The sequence below is a fragment of the Pseudomonas putida W15Oct28 genome, assembly GCF_000708715.2.
GTDB classification, from domain to species: domain Bacteria; phylum Pseudomonadota; class Gammaproteobacteria; order Pseudomonadales; family Pseudomonadaceae; genus Aquipseudomonas; species Aquipseudomonas putida_R.
Genome location: NZ_JENB01000042.1, coordinates 26,616 through 44,831 on the forward strand (window position 1 = coordinate 26,616; position 18,216 = coordinate 44,831).

The window sequence follows — 18,216 nt, forward strand, 5'->3', positions numbered from 1 at the left end:
TCACTTCGACACAAATGGACGACAATGTCTTCACGTAAATTCGGCCTGAACCTGGTCGTGGTCCTGGCCATCGCCGCGTTGTTCACCGGGTTCTGGGCACTGATCAACCGCCCGGTCTCCGCCCCCGCCTGGCCAGAACAGATTTCTGGCTTTTCGTATTCGCCGTTCCGGCTGGGTGAAAGCCCGCAGAAGGGCCAGTACCCCACTGACGACGAGATGCGCCAGGACCTGGAGCAGTTGAGCAAACTGACCGACAGCATCCGGATCTATACGGTGGAGGGCACCCAGGCCGACATCCCGCGCCTGGCCGAGGAGTTCGGCCTGCGGGTGACGCTGGGGATCTGGATCAGCCCGGACCTGGAGCGCAACGAACGCGAAATTGCCACGGCCATCCAGTTGGCCAACACCTCGCGCAGCGTGGTGCGGGTTGTGGTCGGCAACGAGGCACTGTTCCGTGAAGAAGTCACCCCGGAAAACCTGATCAAGTACCTGGACCGGGTACGCGCAGCCGTCAAGGTACCGGTCACCACCAGTGAGCAATGGCACATCTGGAAGGAAAACCCCGAGATTGCCAAGCACGTCGACCTGATTGCCGCGCACATCCTGCCCTACTGGGAATTCGTGCCGATGAAGGATTCGGTCGAGTTCGTACTCGACCGCGCCCGTGAACTGAAGCACCAGTTCCCGCGTAAACCGCTGCTGCTGTCGGAGGTCGGCTGGCCGAGCAACGGCCGCATGCGCGGGGGTGCCGATGCCAGCCAGGCCGACCAGGCCATCTACCTGCGCACCCTGGTCAACACCCTCAACCGCCGTGGCTACAACTACTTCGTCATCGAAGCCTATGACCAGCCGTGGAAGGCCAGCGACGAAGGTTCGGTAGGCGCCTACTGGGGCGTGTACAACGCCGAGCGCCAGCAAAAATTCAACTTCGACGGCCCGGTGGTGGCGATCCCGCAGTGGCGTGCCCTGGCAGTGGCCTCGGTGGTGCTGGCGATGATCGCGCTGATGGTGCTGTTCATCGACGGCTCGGCCCTGCGCCAGCGCGGCCGCACATTCCTCACGTTCATCACCTTCCTGTGCGGGTCGGTGCTGGTGTGGATTGCCTACGACTACAGCCAGCAATACAGCACCTGGTTCAGCCTCACCGTGGGCGTGCTGCTCGCCCTTGGCGCGCTGGGCGTGTTCATCGTGTTGCTTACCGAGGCCCATGAACTGGCCGAGGCAGTCTGGATACACAAGCGCCGACGCGAGTTCCTGCCGGTGCAGGCCGACAGCGCCTACCGGCCCAAGGTGTCGGTGCATGTGCCGTGCTACAACGAACCACCCGAGATGGTGAAGCAGACCCTCGACGCCCTGGCCGCGCTGGACTACCCCGACTACGAAGTGCTGGTGATCGACAACAACACCAAGGACCCGGCCGTGTGGGAGCCGCTGAAGGCCCACTGCGAGAAGCTCGGTGAGCGCTTCAAATTCTTCCACGTCGCGCCACTGGCCGGCTTCAAGGGCGGCGCGCTGAACTACCTGCTCCCGCACACGGCCAAGGACGCCGAAGTGATCGCGGTGATCGACTCGGACTACTGTGTGGACCGCAACTGGCTCAAGCACATGGTGCCGCATTTCGCCGACCCTAAAATTGCCGTGGTGCAGTCGCCGCAGGACTATCGCGACCAACACGAAAGCGCCTTCAAGAAGCTGTGCTACAGCGAGTACAAGGGCTTCTTCCACATCGGCATGGTCACCCGCAACGACCGTGACGCCATCATCCAGCATGGCACCATGACCATGACCCGGCGCACGGTACTGGAAGAGCTGGGCTGGGCCGAATGGTGCATCTGCGAGGACGCCGAGCTGGGCCTGCGCGTGTTCGAGAAAGGCCTGTCGGCCGCGTACGCCCACAACAGCTACGGCAAGGGCCTCATGCCCGACACCTTCATCGACTTCAAGAAGCAGCGTTTCCGCTGGGCCTACGGCGCCATTCAGATCATCAAGCACCACGCCAGCGCCCTGCTGCGCGGCAAGGGCAGCGAGCTGACCCGTGGCCAACGTTACCACTTCCTGGCCGGCTGGCTGCCTTGGGTCGCCGACGGCATGAACATCTTCTTCACCATCGGCGCGCTGCTGTGGTCGGCGGCGATGATCATCGTGCCGCACCGGGTCGACCCGCCGCTGATGATCTTCGCCATCCCTCCGCTGGCGCTGTTCTTCTTCAAGGTCGGCAAGATCATCTTCCTTTACCGCCGCGCGGTGGGGGTCAACCTCAAGGACGCCTTCGCCGCAGCGCTGGCCGGCCTGGCGCTGTCGCATACCATTGCCAAGGCGGTGTTGTACGGATTCTTCACCAGCAGCATGCCGTTCTTCCGCACGCCAAAGAATGCCGACAGCCATGGGCTGCTGGTGGCACTTTCCGAAGCGCGGGAAGAGCTGTTCATCATGTTGCTGCTGTGGGGTGCGGCGCTGGGCATTTACCTGGTGCAGGGGCTGCCGAGTTCGGACATGCGGTTTTGGGTAGCGATGCTGCTGGTGCAGTCGTTGCCGTATGTGGCGGCGCTGGTGATGGCCTTGCTGTCTTCGCTGCCCAAGCCAGTGGAGAAGGCTGCCGAGCCGCAGCAGGCTTGAGATTGCCGGGGCTGCTTTGCAGCCCTTTCACGACGCAAGGCCGCTCCTACAAGGGACCGCGGCAGCCAGTTAACCCGCGATCGCCTGTGGGAGCGGCCTTGCGTCGCGATAGGGCCGCAAAGCGGCCCCATTGGCCCTTCGGTTTGATATAAGATAACGCCCCTCAGATTTCCCCGCCTTGCCTTGCCCCGGAGTTCCCCATGACGGCCCCTGCCGAGCTCTCGCCTACCCTTCAACTGGCCTGCGACCTGATCCGTCGCCCCTCGGTCACCCCTGTCGACGCCGATTGCCAGGCGCAGATGATGAAGCGCCTGGGCGCCGTGGGCTTCGAGCTCGAGCCGATGCGCATTGAAGACGTAGACAACTTCTGGGCCACCCACGGCAGCCAGGACGGCCCGGTGCTGTGCTTCGCCGGCCACACCGACGTGGTGCCCACCGGCCCGGTGCAGCAATGGCAGCATGAACCGTTCGAAGCGCTGATCGACGCTGACGGCATGCTCTGCGGCCGCGGCGCCGCCGACATGAAGGGCAGCCTGGCCTCCATGGTGATCGCCAGCGAGCGCTTCGTGCACGACTACCCGAACCACCGCGGCAAGGTCGCCTTCCTGATCACCAGCGACGAAGAAGGCCCGGCCCACCACGGTACCAAGGCAGTGGTCGAGCGCCTGAAAGCGCGCAACGAACGCCTGGACTGGTGCATCGTCGGCGAACCCTCCAGCACCACTTTGCTGGGTGACGTGGTCAAGAACGGCCGCCGCGGCTCGCTGGGTGCCAAGCTGACCGTGCGCGGCAAGCAGGGCCACGTGGCCTACCCGCACCTGGCCCGCAACCCGATCCACCTGGCCGCCCCGGCCCTGGCGGAACTGGCAGCCGAGCACTGGGACGAAGGCAACGCGTTCTTCCCGCCGACCAGCTTCCAGATCTCCAACCTCAATTCCGGCACCGGCGCCACCAACGTGGTACCGGGCGACCTGACCGCGCTGTTCAACTTCCGCTTTTCCACCGAGTCCACCGTCGAAGGCCTGCAGGCGCGGGTGTCGGCGATTCTCGACAAGCATGAACTGGACTGGTCGGTCGACTGGGCGCTGTCGGGCCTGCCGTTCCTCACCGAACCCGGTGAACTGCTCGACGCCGTGGCGCACAGCATCAAGGGCGTCACCGGCCGCGACACCCAGCCGTCCACCAGCGGCGGCACCTCCGATGGCCGCTTCATCGCCACCATGGGCACCCAGGTGGTCGAACTTGGCCCGGTCAACGCCACCATTCACCAGGTGGACGAGCGGATCCTGGCCAGCGACCTCGACCTGCTGACCGAAATCTACTACCAGACCCTGGTTCGGTTGCTCGCCTGATGCTCGCCTGCCCCCTTTGCCAGGCGCCGCTGAGCCGGCTCGACAACAGTGTGGTGTGCCCGGCCGGCCACCGCTTCGACCGCGCCCGCCAGGGTTACCTGAACCTGCTGCCGGTGCAGCACAAGAACAGCCGCGACCCGGGTGACAACCAGGCCATGGTCGAGGCCCGCCGCGACTTTCTCGACGCTGGCCACTACGCCCCGGTGGCCCGCCGCCTTGCCGAGCTTGCCGCCGAGCGCCAGCCCGGCGCCTGGCTGGACATCGGCTGCGGCGAGGGTTATTACACCGCGCTGCTCGCCCAGGCCCTGCCGGCTGCCGACGGTTACGCCCTGGACATCTCCCGCGAGGCGGTCAAGCGTGCCTGCCGGCGCGCGCCCCAGGTTACCTGGATGGTCGCCAGCATGGCCCGCGTGCCGCTGGCCGACGCCAGTTGCCAGTTCATCGCCAGCGTGTTCAGCCCGCTGGACTGGGCCGAGGCCAAGCGCCTGCTCAGCCCCGGCGGCGGCCTGATGCGGGTCGGCCCGACCAGCGGCCATCTAATGGAGTTGCGCGAGGTGCTGTACGATGAAGTGCGCCCTTACGCCGACGACAAGCATTTGGCTCTCGTCCCCGAAGGCATGGCCCACGCCCACAGCGAAACGCTCGAGTTCCGCCTGAGCCTGGCTTTGCCCAAGGCGCGCGCCGACCTGCTGGCAATGACCCCGCACGGCTGGCGCGCCAGCGCCGAAAAACGCGCCCTGGTGATCGACCAACCCGAGCCGTTCGAGGTCACGGTTTCCATGCGTTATGACTATTTCGTGCGCCAAGACTGAGCAAACCCGGAGCCCTTATGCGCCAACCCGATATCGAGATTTACCTGAAGGACGCCGACGTCGACCACAAGCAGATTGCCGAGTGGCTCGCCCAGGCAATTGGCCCCTGCAGCGAATGGCAGCAGAAAGGCCAGACGTTCAAATGCAAGGCCGGTAACATTCCGGTCACCTGGTTACCCAAGGCTGTAGGGAAATGGAACAGCCTGTACCTGGAAAGCGATCAGACGCCATGGGCCGATGATATCGCCTGCGCCCGCGCTGCATTTGCCGCACTGGGTGTGGAAGTGCGCTGCGCGCCGGGTGGCTGGGTCGAGGAAGACGGGGAAGAAGATGCCGACCGCTGGGTCCGCATCAGCGCCGACGGTGAAGAGGAAATCACCTGGCGTACTTCTTGAGCAGCAAGCTTTAAGCTGCGAGCTTCAAGAGGGATCGCATCAGGCTGCAAGTACACGGTCACTTGCAGCTTGAGGCTTACAGCTTGAGGCTCAGAGCCCTACTACGTCTTCGGCTTGCAGGCCTTTCTGGCCCTGCACGCAGGCGTACTCCACCCGCTGCCCTTCGACCAGGGTACGATGCCCCTCACCGCGGATCGCCCGATAGTGGACGAACACATCCGCACCACCTTCGCGCTGAATGAAGCCATAACCCTTGGCATCGTTGAACCACTTTACATTCCCAGTCTCACGAGACGACATCTGAACTACTCCGGATTTTTATTGTGAAGATCGCCTTGTAGGCATGAGCTCACGGCCCCGTGCCAACGCCGCTTGCTGAAATATCCTGCAAGTGGCAGGCCGAGTATATGACACAGAACAAAAAAAATTGATGACGGTCCCGCCGTTGGCCGTTTTTTGCTGAACTTACGCCGATACGGCAGACTAAATAGCTGGATACTCACCTGAAAATCACACCCAGGGCACTCACCCCATGACCCGTTCCCCCCTGCGCCGCCTGATCTTCGGCGCCCTGCGTCGCCTGTTGTACCTGTGGGTGCGCTCCGAGACCATCAACCAGTCTTCCATGTCCCTCAACCTGGACCGCAGCCGGCCGGTGTTCTATGCGCTGCCCTCGCCCGCGCTCACCGACCTGGCCGTGCTCGATCACGAGTGCACCAAGGCGGGGCTGCCGCGCCCGGTGCTGCCGGTGGCGGTAGGCCCGCTGCAGGAACCGGCCGGGTTCTTCTACCTGACCCCCGACCCGGACTGGCTTGGCCGACAGGACAAACGCGGCGCCCCGCCCACGCTTGAGCGCCTGGTCGCTGCCGTCACCCAGCATGCCGAAGAAGATGCGCAGATCATTCCGGTCAGTGTGTTCTGGGGCCAGACCCCGGCCAGTGAGTCCAGCCCATGGAAGCTGCTGTTCGCCGACAGCTGGGCGGTTACCGGGCGCCTGCGCCGGCTACTGACCGTGCTGATATTGGGGCGCAAGACCCGGGTGCAGTTCTCTGCGCCTATCCACCTGCGCGAACTGGTACAGCACAACAAGGGCCACGAGCGCACCGTGCGCATGGCCCAGCGCCTGATGCGCGTGCATTTTCGCAACCTCAAGACCGCTGTCATCGGCCCGGACATCTCGCACCGGCGCAACCTGGTCAAAGGCCTGATCCATGCCCCGCAGGTGCGCCAGGCCATCGTCGACGAGGCCCAGCGCGAGAACCTGCCGCTGGCCAAGGCCGAAGCCCAGGCGCTGCGTTATGGCAACGAGATCGCATCGGACTACACCTACACGGTCATCCGCTTTCTCGAAGTGGTGCTCAGCTGGTTCTGGAACAAGATCTACGACGGCATCAAGGTCAACCATATCGAACAGGTTCAGGGCATAGCCCCCGGCCACGAAGTGATCTACGTACCGTGCCACCGCAGCCACATCGACTACCTGCTGCTGTCGTACCTGCTGTTCCGCAACGGCCTCACCCCACCGCACGTGGCCGCAGGCATCAACCTCAACATGCCGGTGGTGGGTAACCTGCTGCGCCGTGGCGGCGCCTTCTTCATGCGCCGCACGTTCAAGGGCAACCCGCTGTACACCGCCGTGTTCAACGAGTACCTGCATACCCTGTACACCAAAGGCTTCCCGGTCGAGTACTTCGTCGAAGGCGGCCGCTCGCGTACCGGGCGCATGCTGCAGCCGCGTACCGGGATGCTGGCCATTACCCTGCGCAGCTTCCTGCGCTCGTCGCGCACGCCGGTCGTGTTCGTGCCGGTGTACATCGGCTACGAGCGCGTGCTCGAAGGCCGCACCTACCTGGGCGAGTTGCGCGGTGCCAGCAAGAAGAAGGAGTCGGTGTTCGACATCTTCAAGGTGTTTGGCGCGCTCAAGCAGCGCTTTGGCCAGGTCTACGTCAACTTCGGCGAACCCATCCGCCTCGCCGGCTTCCTCGACGAGCAACAGCCCGGCTGGCGTGAACAGGATCACGGCCCGCAGTACCGCCCGGCCTGGCTCAACGCCGCCACCACCCGCCTGGGCGAAACCGTGGCGCGTCACCTCAACGAGGCGGCCGCCATCAACCCGGTCAACCTGGTAGCCCTGGCACTGCTGTCCACCAGCCGCCTGGCCCTGGACGAACGCGCCCTGACCCGCGTGCTCGACCTGTACCTGGCCTTGTTGCGCCAGGTGCCCTATTCGCCGCACACCACCCTGCCCGACGGCGACGGCCAGGCACTGATCGAACACGTGCGCAGCATGAACCTGGTGGCCGAGCAGAAGGACGCCCTGGGCCGCATCCTCTACCTGGATGAAGGCAATGCGGTACTGATGACCTATTACCGCAACAACGTACTGCACATCTTCGCCCTGCCGGCGCTGCTGGCCAGCTTCTTCCTCAGCAGCTCGCGCATGAGCCGCGAACTGCTGGGCCAGTATGTGCATGCGTTGTACCCGTACCTGCAGGCCGAACTGTTCCTGCGCTGGACGCCAGAGCAGCTGGACGAGGTGATCGACCAATGGCTGGCCGCGCTGGTCGAGCAAGGCCTGCTGCGCCAGGAGAACGACGTGTACGTGCGCCCGGCGCCCAGCTCGCGGCAGTTCGTGTTGCTGACCCTGCTGGCCCGCACCATCACCCAGACCCTGCAGCGCTTCTACATGGCCACCTCGCTGCTGCTCAACAGCGGGCAGAACACCCTCAGCGCCGAAGCGCTGGAAGACCTCTGCGTGATGATGGCCCAGCGCCTGTCGATCCTGCATGGCCTGAATGCCCCGGAGTTCTTCGACAAGACGCTGTTCCGCCACTTTATCCAGACCCTGCTCCAGCAAGGCGTGGTGCATGCAGACGGGCAAGGCAAGCTGGGTTATCACGACAAGCTCGGCGAGCTGGCCGAGGGCGTGGCCAAGCGTGTGCTGTCGGCCGAGCTGCGGCTGTCGATCCGCCAGGTGGCCCTGCATCGCGATGAGCCATCGGAGGTAGTGCAAGGGTAGGTTTTCAGCCTGCTGTCGGCCCTTGAGAGGGATGAGTATCGATGTGCTGCATCACCACATCCCACTCAAGGAGCACCGATATGAGCCAAATCAAGTCGTTCCCCGTTGAAATCGTTTCCTCGGGCGACAGTACACTCCCGCCATCCGGGCAGGTTCTACTGAGCCTGCTTGACGTTTCGCTGGCTGATTCGCCGGCCGTCAGCCTTGCCGAACTTCGCCTACGCTGCGGCGGCTTGATGCCGATCCATTTGCAGATGACCTTCGACAGCAGCCTGATCGACCCGCGCCACGACTACGCGCTTGCTGTGCGTATCGAAAAAGACGGGCAACTGCACTACATGAGCACCAGCCGCCATCCAATCGAGCCGCACACCTTATCCGGTATACAACGGGTAACTGTCGACCAGGTTGCTACCGGGACTGACCTTCTGTTCAGCGACACCCTCATCGATTGACTGGCCGTCTGGCGCTGATTCATTCCGGAAAATCCGCTAAAGTCCCTGGGGTTGGCCACAAGCCAGCTCCAAGGACTGATGGAGATTCCATGAAAAAGCTCTTTATGCTGTGTTGCGCATCCCTGCTCGCAGCCTGTTCCAGCCAAACCCCATCCACCCAAGCCAGCCTGGACGGTGAAGTCTTCTACCTGCAGCGTATCGCCCTGCCGCCTGCGGCTACCTTGAGCGTGGAGCTGCAGGATGTTTCGCTGATGGACGCCCCTGCCGTGACCCTGGCCCGCCAGGCCGGCCCGGTCAAAGGCAACGTTCCCCTGCCGTTCCACCTCAGCTACGACCCAGCCCAGGTCAAACCCGGCCACCGCTATGCGGTGAGCGCGCGCATCGAGCTGGAGGGCAAGCTGCTGTTCATCAATACCGAACACCATGGTGTGATGCTCGACGGCAGTGACCCGAAATCGGTACGCATCAAGGTCGACCCGGTTCGCTGATACCCGTTTCTATCTGTTTACAAGGAAAGCTTCATGATCCGCACTTCCCTGCGCTTCACCACCCTGTGCGCCGGCCTGCTGCTGTCGGCCAGCGCCCTGGCCCTGTCGCTGGGCGACCTGAGCCAGAAGGACGCCACTGGCGGCCTGAAAGATACCCTGACCCAAGGCGCGCAGCTGGCCGTCAAGCAGTTGAGCACCCCGGGTGGCTTCAGCAACAACCCCGACGTGCGCATCGAATTGCCGGGCAACCTGGGCAAGGCGGCCAAGGCCATGAAGATGTTCGGCAAAGGGGAACAGGTCGATGCCCTTGAAGCCAGCATGAACAAGGCCGCAGAGGCGGCCGTGCCGCAGGCCCAGGCGATTCTGGTCGATGCCGTGAAGAACATGAGCGTGACCGATGCCAAGGGCATCCTCAGCGGCGGTGACGACTCGGCCACCCAGTACCTGAACAAGAGCAGCCGCGAGCAGATCCGCGCCAAGTTCCTGCCGATCGTCAAACAGGCTACCGACAAGGTTGGCCTGGCCCAGCAGTACAACAACTTTGCCGGGCAGGCCCTGGCACTGGGCGTGGTCGACGCCAAGAGCGCCAGCATCGAGAACTACGTGACCGAGAAGGCACTGGACGGCCTGTTCGAGATGATTGGCAAGCAGGAGCAGAGCATTCGCCAGAACCCGGCGCAGGCCGCTACCAGCCTGGCCAAGAAGGTCTTCGGCGCACTTTGATGACCCCGGGGGCTGCTTTGCAGCCCTTGTGGGAGCGGGCGTGTCGAGGCGTCGAACCGCCGCGAACACCGGCGAAGCCGGTGCCATACAGCGAGCTGTCGGCTTCGCGGGCACGCCCGCTCCCACAGGATCCAGCACAGCGTTGAATCGCGAAAGGAGGGCAAAGCCCTCCCCTGCGGTCTTCAGGTTTTCTTCACCCTGAACCACGCCGCATACAACGCCGGCAGGAACAACAGGGTCAACGCCGTGGCCACGATCAACCCGCCCATGATCGCCACCGCCATCGGCCCGTAGAACACGCTACGCGACAACGGGATCATCGCCAGCACCGCCGCCAGCGCGGTCAGCACGATCGGCCGGAACCGCCGCACCGTGGCTTCGATGATCGCCTGCCAACGCTCCATCCCCGCCGCAATGTCCTGCTCGATCTGGTCCACCAGGATCACCGAGTTGCGCATGATCATGCCCGCCAGGGCAATGGTGCCCAGCATGGCGACAAAGCCGAACGGCTGGCGGAACACCAGCAGGAACAGGGTCACGCCAATCAGCCCCAGCGGTGCGGTGAGGAACACCATTACCGTGCGCGAGAAGCTGCGCAGCTGGATCATCAGCAGGCTCAGCACCACCACCACGAACAGCGGCATGCCGGCGTTCACCGACTTCTGCCCACGCTCGGAGTCTTCAACCGTACCGCCCACTTCCAGCAGGTAGCCATCCGGCAGCTTGGCGCGTATCGCCTGCAGGGTCGGCTCTATCTGTTTCACCAGCGTGGCCGGTTGCTCCTTGTCGTAGATATCGGCGCGCACGGTCACCGTCGGCAGGCGGTTGCGGTGCCAGATGATCCCTTCCTCGAAGCCGTACTCCAGGGTCGCTACCTGCGACAGCGCCACGCTCTGGCCGTTGTCGGTGGGCAGTGCCAGGCTGCCGAGGTTACCCAGTTCGCCGCGCTCCTGCTGGGTGCCGCGCAGCAGGATCTCGATCAGCTCGTTGTCCTCGCGGTACTGGCTGACCGTGGTGCCGGTCAGCGAGCTTTGCAGGAAGCTGGACAGGTGCGCGGTGCTCACGCCCAGGGCGCGGGCGCGGTCCTGGTCGATTTCGAGGAACACTGCCTTGCTGGGTTCTTCCCAGTCCAGGTGGACGTTCACCACATGCGGGTTCTCGCGCACCTTGTCAGCCACTTCACGGGCCAGCGCACGGGCCTTCTCGATGTGCTCGCCGGTGACCCGGAACTGCACCGGGTAACCCACGGGCGGGCCGTTTTCCAGGCGCGTCACCCGGGCACGCAGGTCGGGGAATTGCTGGTCCACGGTGCTGATCAGCCAGCTGCGCAGGCGCTCGCGGTCCTCCATCGACTTGGCCAGCACCACGAACTGGGCAAAGCTGGCTGCAGGTAGTTGCTGGTCCAGTGGCAGGTAGAAGCGCGGCGAGCCGGTGCCCACGTAGGCCACGTAGTTATCGATGCCGTCCTGCTGCTTGAGCAGTGCCTCCAATTGCTTGACCCGCTCGGCGGTATTGGCCAGCGAGGCGCCTTCGGCCAGCTTCAGGTCAACCATCAGCTCTGGCCGCCCGGAGGCCGGGAAGAACTGCTGGGGCACGAAGCGGAACAGCAGGATGCTGCCGACAAAGGCCGCGATGGTGAGCAGGATCACCGTCTTGCGCCGCCGTACGCACCACTCCACCACCCGCCGCACACGCTGGTAGAACGGCGTGGCGTAAGGGTCTGGCGCGTGGCCGTCCTTGCCATGGCGCGCAGCGTGCAGCTTGGCCAGGTCTGGCAGCAGGCGCTCGCCCAGGTAGGGCACGAACACCACCGCCGCCACCCACGAGGTCAACAGGGCGATGGTCACCACCTGGAAGATCGAGCGGGTGTATTCGCCAGTGCTGGAAGCAGCAGTGGCGATGGGCAAGAAGCCTGCCGCAGTGATCAGGGTACCGGTCAGCATCGGGAAGGCAGTGCTGCTCCAGGCATAGCTGGCTGCCTTGAGCCGGTCGTAGCCCTGCTCCATCTTGATCGCCATCATTTCCACGGCAATGATCGCGTCGTCCACCAGCAGGCCCAGCGCCAGCACCAGCGCGCCGAGGGAAATCTTGTGCAGGCCGATGCCAAAGTAGTGCATGGCAGCAAAGGTCATGGCCAGCACCAGGGGGATGGCCAGCGCCACCACAAGGCCGGTGCGCAGGCCCAGCGAGAAGAAGCTCACCAGCAGCACGATGACCAGCGCCTCGACCAGCACCTGGACAAATTCGCCCACACCGGCCTTGACCGCCGCAGGTTGGTCCGAGACCTTGCGCAGCTCCATGCCGGCCGGCAGGTTGCGCGCCACGCGCTCGAACTCGCCTTCCAGCGCCTTGCCCAGTACCAGGATGTCGCCGCCGTCCTTCATCGACACGGCCAGGCCAATGGCGTCCTCGCCCATGAAGCGCATGCGCGGGGCGGGTGGGTCGTTGAAGCCACGGTGCACTTCGGCCACATCGCCGATGCGGAACGTGCGGTCACCTACGCGGATGGGGAACTGGCGAATCTGCTCCACGCTGTCGAAGCGCCCGCTCACCCGCAGTTGTAGGCGCTCGCTGGGCGTCTCGAAGAAGCCGGCGGTGCTCACCGCGTTCTGCTCCTGCAGGGCCTGCTGCACGGCCTCCAGGGGTACGCCGAGGGTGGCCAGCTTGAGGTTGGACAGCTCGATCCAGATTTTTTCGTCCTGCAGGCCCACCAGCTCGACCTTGCCCACATCCTTGACCCGCTGCAGCTGGATCTGGATGCGGTCGGCGTAGTCCTTGAGCACCGCGTAGTCGAAGCCCTTACCGGTCAGCGCATAGATATTGCCGAAGGTGGTACCGAACTCATCGTTGAAGAACGGGCCCTGGATCTCCGGTGGCAGGGTGTGGCGAATGTCCGCGACCTTCTTGCGGATCTGGTACCACAGCTCGGGGATGTCCTTGGAATGCAGCGAGTCGCGGGCCATGAAGGTGACTTGCGATTCGCCGGGGCGCGAGAACGAGACAATCTTCTCGTACTCGCCGGTTTCCATCAGCTTTTTCTCGATACGTTCGGTGACCTGGCGCGACACTTCCTCGGCGCTGGCGCCCGGCCACAGGGTACGAATGACCATGGCCTTGAAGGTGAATGGCGGGTCCTCGCTCTGGCCGAGCTTGGTGTAGGACATGGCGCCAATGGCCGCCAGCAGGATCATCAGGAACAGGACGATCTGGCGGTTGCGCAGCGCCCAGGCAGAAAGGTTGAAACCCATCGGGACTTACTCCTTGGCCGTCAGCTTCACAACACGGTTGCTGCGGTCCACAGGGCGTATTTCCTGGCCCTCACGCAGTACATGGCCACCGGCGGCGACCACCCAGTCGCCGGGGGCAAGGCCCTCGAGCACTGGCACGCTGTCGCTGCCGTACGCCCCCAGGCGCACCACGGCCCGCTCGAGGCGGCTGTCCTTGTTGACCCGCCACACATAGGCCTGGCCGTTTTCCGCAGTAACCGCTGACAGCGGCACTGCCAACGGGATCAGCCCCTCGTGAGCGATGAACACCCGGGCACTCTGGCCCAGTTCCGCCGGCGTGGCAGTCGAGGTAAAGGCGATGCGCGCAGCGAAGGTGCGCGAGCGTGGGTCGGCGGCTGGCGACAATTCGCGGATGCGCCCCTGGAAGCGCTCTTGCGGGTGCGACCAAAGCTCCACGCTCACCGGTTGGCCCACGGCAAAGCGGGCAAACTGCTGCTCCGGCAGGCCGATCACCACTTCGCGCTCGCCATCGGCGGCCAGGGTGAACACGGTCTGCCCGGCGGCAACCACCTGCCCCACTTCGACCTGACGCTTGGCTACCACCCCGGCTTGCGGCGCGCGCAGCACGGCATATTCCGCCTGGTTGCCAGCCACATCGAACTCGGCCTTGGCCTGTTTCAGGCGGGCAAGGCCGGCGCGGTAGAGGTTTTCGGCATTGTCGAACTGGGAATGGCTGACCATCTGCCGGTCCAGCAGCTTCTGGTAGCGATCACGCTCGGCGCGCACCAGCGCCAGGTTGGCCTCGGCAGCCGCCATCTGGGCGCGGTTGGCTTCCAGTTGCAGGCGCACGTCCTGCGGGTCCAGCTCGGCCAGCGGCTGGTCGGCCTTGACCCGCTGCCCCTCCTCCACCAGGCGCTTGGTGACCTTGCCGCCAATGCGGAAGGCCAGGTCCGGCTCGAAGCGCGCACGCACTTCGCCGGGGTAACTGTCGGCAGCGGCTTCGGCCGGCTGCGGCTGCACTACCAGCGCCGGGCGCGGCGCGGCAGGCGGGGTGGCTTCCTGACCGCATGCCGTCAGCAACAACGCGGCAACGGCGGGCAGAGCGATGGACAAGGCATGGCGCAACATGATGAATCCTTTCGCGGGGGAGGCACTTCGAATATTTGTACTGACGGGTATATTAAGTCAGGCAAGCGATGGCGGGAAGGGTTTGCGGTGGTTTTTCAGGGGAACGGCTGGAGTCTTTTGACGACTGTGAAATCGAGCGTCGCCCGCCTATACGCCTGGCAGATTGGTGGCGGATGGCCTGTAGGAGCGGCCTTGTGTCGCGATAAGCGGCCCCGGCGATGTCTGAGGTGGGGCTGAAATCGTGGGGCCGCTACGCGCCCCATCGCGACACAAGGCCGCTCCTACAGGAACAGCGCAAGCTGGCAAGCCTGCGCCACCCCTGGGGGAGCTGGCTTACCGCGATGGGCCGCGAAGCGGCCCCGACACTATCAGACTGCTTCGTGCTGGCGGCTGAGGTCGCGATAACCCGCTGCGGGGTGGCTGGCCGGCAACCGTGGGCCGTCGCCGAACAGCTTCTCGCGCAGGGTGCCGGGGCGGTATTCGGTCTTGTAGGCGCCGCGTTGCTGCAGCTCGGGTACCAGCAACTCGACCACGTCGCGGAAGGTTTCATGGGCCAGGGCATAGGTCAGGTTGAAGCCGTCGACATCGGTTTCTTCAACCCAGGCCTGCAGTTCGTCCGCCACGGTTTGCGCACTGCCGACGATCAGCGGGCCAAAGCCGCCAATGCCGACCCAGTCGGCGAGTTCTTGCACGGTCCACCGCTTGTTCGGGTCGGCGGTGGAAAACGCTTCCACGGCCGACTGGATGGCATTGGTGTGGATATGCTCCAGCACCTGGTCAGGCTGGTATTCGCTGAAGTCGATGCCGGTCCAGCCGGAAATCAGCGCCAGGGCGCCTTCGTAGCTGGCGAAGCTTTTCAGCTCCTGCCATTTGGCCTGGGCCTTGGCGTCGGTTTCGTCGACGATCACCGTCTGCATGTTGAAGATCAGTACCTTGCGCGGGTCGCGCCCGGCCTCGGCGGCGCGGCGGCGAATATCGGCCACGGTCTTTTTCAGGATGACCTTGGACGGCGCGGCGACGAACACGCATTCGGCATGGCCGGCGGCAAAATGCTTGCCGCGGCTGGACGCCCCTGCCTGGTACAGCACGGGGGTGCGTTGCGGCGAAGGTTCGCACAGGTGAATACCTGGGACCTGGAAGTGCTTGCCGTGGTGGCGGATCTCGTGGACTTTGCGCGGGTCGGTGAACAGGCCGGTTTTGCGGTCGCGCACCACAGCACCGTCTTCCCAGCTGCCCTCGAACAACTTGTACAGCACCTCCAGGTACTCGTCGGCGTAGTCGTAGCGGGCATCATGGTCGCTCAACGCCTTCTGCCCCAAGTTGCGCGCACCGCTGTCCAGGTAGGACGTGACAATATTCCAGCCGATGCGGCCCTTGGTCAGGTGGTCCAGGGTCGACAGGCGGCGAGCGAACGGGTACGGGTGCTCGAACGTCAGCGAGGCGGTCAGGCCGAAACCGAGGTGTTCGGTGACCAGCGCCATGGGTGTGATCACTGCCAGTGGGTCGTTCACCGGCACCTGCGCCGCCTGGCGGATGGCCGCGTCACCGTTGCCGCCCAGCACATCGTAGATGCCGATCACGTCGGCAATGAAGATGCCGTCGAACTTGCCGCGCTCCAGCAGCTTGGCCAGGTCGGTCCAGTAGTCCAGGTCCTTGTACTGCCAGGCGCGGTCCTTGGGGTGCCGCCACAGGCCGGGTGACTGGTGGCCGACACAGTTCATCTCGAAGGCATTCAAACGAATTTCACGGGGCATGGGGGATTCCTGTTCGATAGGCTCGGCACCCTTGTCAGGTGCCCTTGCAGCTTTATCAACACGATTCATGCCAACAGAATTTTCCTTATTAATCATCAGCTTAACTAGAAGCAGAAACATCACTGATGCCTGATCGACGACATCACTGTCGATCAACTGTCCGCTGGCAGACAGCAGGCAAATGTGAGCTGGTTTTAGCCGGATCGCGCCTGACCCGTTAAGATGGTGATTCTTCAACCAGATGCAGACCACAATGCCCAACGACGCACCCATCGGCCCAGGCCGGCCAAAGGACCTGGTCAAGCGCGAGGCGATTCTCGAAGCGGCCAAGGCCCTGTTCCTCAGCCTTGGTTACGCCAACACCAGCATGGATGCGGTCGCTGCGGCGGCAGGTGTTTCAAAACTCACCGTGTACAGCCACTTCACCGACAAGCAGACCCTGTTCTGCTCAGCGGTCATGGCCACCTGCCAGATCCAGCTGCCGGACCTGCTGTTCGAGTACCCCGAGGGGGCACCGGTGGAGGAGGTACTGCTGACCATTGCCCGTGGCTTCCAGGCACTGATCAGCAGCGACGAAGCGGTCAAGCTCAGCCGCCTGATCATGGCCCAGGGCAGCCTGGACCCAAGCTTTGGCGAATACTTCTACGACGCCGGGCCCAAGCGCGTGCTGGCCGGGATGGAAGCGCTGCTGCGCGGGGCGGATGAGCGCGGGCTGTTGCGCATCGACAACCCGCTGCGTGCGGCGGAGCACTTCTTCTGCCTGGTCAAGGGGGCACCGGATTACCGCTTGCTGCTGGGGTGCGCGGGGCCCTTGGAAAGGGAAGAGGCCGAGGCGCATGTGCGTGAGGTGGTCGGGGTGTTCTTGCGGGCATTCAGGCGCTGAGCAGGATTTGCTCACATACCTGTTCAAACGCCTATTCGCGAATTTTCTGCCTTCTGCGCTGATGCACGGAAAAGGCAGAAAATACAGGGCTTATGACAATGCCCGTTATCCGAGACGCGTTCTGATTTCTTCTTGTAACGCGGCCTGAATCATTATGTCTCGCGACGATCCTGCTCCGGACAAGCGAGAATTAACCGCATCCAGATCCGTCAAAAGAGCGGCTATCCCACGAACTTTATTTTCGTTTTCGAGCGAGACCTTATGCGCATCCAATGATTGAGCATACCGTTTTGCAGCGTCGGCATCCTGAACGGCACCATGCGACTGGACGTATACTTTCTTCCTTTTTGAAGATGCGTTCGCAGGTGCGCTAAACTGCGCAATCAAGCGGTGCTGCTCAGCGATTTCAGATGAATTGAATAATGACTCAAATGGAACAGTATGACCAACTTTCGCCACAGCCCTTGGTATGGCACCACCAGACCCATCACGTTTATTTATATATTTTCTCGATGCTGGAACGGTAGGCATAACGACTGCCGGGCTTGGCCTTGCATTTGGTTTTCTTGGGTTCAGTTTTCTTACGATTAACCCCCAGGCTCCAGCATGCCCCGTCGGGTCACTACGGTTCGAGGGATCTCCCGCACAATACACATACGCGTTTAAGCCCCCATCGCCAAATGGGCTCCAACTGTCCGGACTGTAAAACCGCATCATGACCGGACTGAACTGCCTGTAGCCATTCCCTAGGTGATAATGCCCGGTGACTGCATCCCGCCGCTCACCATTGAAGGCAAGCAACGACAGTAAGCCGCCTTGGGTGTGATGCCCATAGGGAGAATAAGCATATGACTCAGAAGATTTTTCCTCATACATGGAGATTACCGAGCGCTGCTGGTCGCATGCCGCCAGCCTACTGGGTAAGCCTGGGGTCTTGTGATTATTCTGGGCCAGTATCAGGTCATTTGCCTGAAGGAAACGCCAGCGGGCATCGCCATTAATTTCAGTAGAGATCTTGCCGTTACAGTAAAAAAGCTGACAGCCATTTTTCTGGAGATCGGGAATAGCGGACATGAAGATAACCCACGATCAGGATTGAATGTTTGATATATTCACTCCCCCGCCCCAAAAATTGCTACTGGCAAAAATAATAGGTCAGTCGAGCGCGGTCATTGCAGGCGCGACTCTACCCTTTAAGAAGGCGACGCGGTGGATGGCACCGGCTTTGCCAGTGTTCGCGGCTAAAGCCGCTCCTATGTATGGACTCGCCCACACTGTCTAGCCGCTTTTGAACATAGGAACCCGGTTGCATCTATGTATCAGGCCTATTCGAGGAAGTTTTTCACTTCTGGCCAACATCGTGG

Annotated in this window: 14 protein-coding genes; 9 read left to right on the forward strand and 5 right to left on the reverse strand. The window is 63.2% G+C overall.

Features of this window, described 5'->3' with window-relative positions; genetic code table 11:
* Positions 1 to 24: 24 nt before the first annotated feature.
* From AK81_RS22495 to AK81_RS22510, 4 genes are all read left to right on the forward strand, one after another.
* On the forward strand, positions 25 to 2,616 hold the full coding sequence (locus AK81_RS22495; RefSeq protein ID WP_016501175.1) for a glycosyltransferase: 2,592 nt from the start codon (positions 25 to 27) through the stop codon (positions 2,614 to 2,616).
* 200 nt (positions 2,617 to 2,816) lie between these two features.
* The gene (dapE, locus tag AK81_RS22500; RefSeq protein WP_043202627.1) at positions 2,817 to 3,968 is read left to right on the forward strand and encodes a succinyl-diaminopimelate desuccinylase; all 1,152 of its coding nucleotides are present in this window, start codon (positions 2,817 to 2,819) and stop codon (positions 3,966 to 3,968) included.
* Positions 3,968 to 4,780 (forward strand): putative RNA methyltransferase, encoded by an 813-nt coding sequence (locus AK81_RS22505; protein ID WP_043202629.1) that lies wholly within the window; start codon positions 3,968 to 3,970, stop codon positions 4,778 to 4,780. The genes dapE and AK81_RS22505 overlap by 1 nt, the downstream gene beginning before the upstream one ends.
* 17 nt (positions 4,781 to 4,797) lie before the next feature.
* Positions 4,798 to 5,175 (forward strand): hypothetical protein, encoded by a 378-nt coding sequence (locus AK81_RS22510; protein ID WP_016501178.1) that lies wholly within the window; start codon positions 4,798 to 4,800, stop codon positions 5,173 to 5,175.
* A gap of 90 nt (positions 5,176 to 5,265) precedes the next feature.
* On the opposite strand, the gene AK81_RS22515 is transcribed toward AK81_RS22510, so the two are convergent.
* Complete coding sequence (locus AK81_RS22515; protein WP_003252255.1) at positions 5,266 to 5,475, reverse strand: cold-shock protein; 210 nt, start codon at positions 5,473 to 5,475, stop codon at positions 5,266 to 5,268.
* Positions 5,476 to 5,707: 232 nt separating this feature from the next.
* Between AK81_RS22515 and plsB the strand changes: the two genes are divergently transcribed.
* The 4 genes from plsB to AK81_RS22535 all read left to right on the forward strand — a co-directional run bounded on the left by plsB (position 5,708) and on the right by AK81_RS22535 (position 9,860).
* Positions 5,708 to 8,194 carry a glycerol-3-phosphate 1-O-acyltransferase PlsB gene (gene plsB, locus AK81_RS22520; protein ID WP_043202632.1) on the forward strand — a complete coding sequence of 829 codons (2,487 nt, stop codon included), beginning with the start codon at positions 5,708 to 5,710 and terminating at the stop codon, positions 8,192 to 8,194.
* Positions 8,195 to 8,274: 80 nt separating this feature from the next.
* Complete coding sequence (locus tag AK81_RS22525; protein WP_043202635.1) at positions 8,275 to 8,649, forward strand: YbaY family lipoprotein; 375 nt, start codon at positions 8,275 to 8,277, stop codon at positions 8,647 to 8,649.
* Positions 8,650 to 8,738: 89 nt separating this feature from the next.
* Positions 8,739 to 9,137 carry a YbaY family lipoprotein gene (locus tag AK81_RS22530; RefSeq protein WP_043202639.1) on the forward strand — a complete coding sequence of 133 codons (399 nt, stop codon included), beginning with the start codon at positions 8,739 to 8,741 and terminating at the stop codon, positions 9,135 to 9,137.
* A gap of 33 nt (positions 9,138 to 9,170) precedes the next feature.
* Positions 9,171 to 9,860 (forward strand): DUF4197 domain-containing protein, encoded by a 690-nt coding sequence (locus AK81_RS22535; protein ID WP_043202643.1) that lies wholly within the window; start codon positions 9,171 to 9,173, stop codon positions 9,858 to 9,860.
* A 182-nt stretch (positions 9,861 to 10,042) separates the two neighbouring features.
* Here the strand turns inward: AK81_RS22535 and AK81_RS22540 are convergent, their stop codons facing one another.
* The 3 genes from AK81_RS22540 to AK81_RS22550 form a co-directional block, all read right to left on the reverse strand.
* Positions 10,043 to 13,108, reverse strand: coding sequence for an efflux RND transporter permease subunit (locus tag AK81_RS22540; protein ID WP_043202645.1), 3,066 nt, complete (start codon positions 13,106 to 13,108; stop codon positions 10,043 to 10,045).
* Between the two features lie 6 nt (positions 13,109 to 13,114).
* On the reverse strand, positions 13,115 to 14,215 hold the full coding sequence (locus AK81_RS22545; protein ID WP_043202647.1) for an efflux RND transporter periplasmic adaptor subunit: 1,101 nt from the start codon (positions 14,213 to 14,215) through the stop codon (positions 13,115 to 13,117).
* Positions 14,216 to 14,583: 368 nt separating this feature from the next.
* Positions 14,584 to 15,969 carry an LLM class flavin-dependent oxidoreductase gene (locus AK81_RS22550; RefSeq protein ID WP_043202648.1) on the reverse strand — a complete coding sequence of 462 codons (1,386 nt, stop codon included), beginning with the start codon at positions 15,967 to 15,969 and terminating at the stop codon, positions 14,584 to 14,586.
* Between the two features lie 241 nt (positions 15,970 to 16,210).
* Between AK81_RS22550 and AK81_RS22555 the strand changes: the two genes are divergently transcribed.
* Positions 16,211 to 16,852: a TetR/AcrR family transcriptional regulator gene (locus AK81_RS22555; RefSeq protein ID WP_043202649.1), complete on the forward strand. Its 642-nt coding sequence runs from the start codon at positions 16,211 to 16,213 to the stop codon at positions 16,850 to 16,852.
* A gap of 105 nt (positions 16,853 to 16,957) precedes the next feature.
* On the opposite strand, the gene AK81_RS28680 is transcribed toward AK81_RS22555, so the two are convergent.
* The gene (locus tag AK81_RS28680) at positions 16,958 to 17,926 is read right to left on the reverse strand and encodes an RHS repeat-associated core domain-containing protein (protein WP_081042133.1); all 969 of its coding nucleotides are present in this window, start codon (positions 17,924 to 17,926) and stop codon (positions 16,958 to 16,960) included.
* Positions 17,927 to 18,216: the final 290 nt, after the last annotated feature.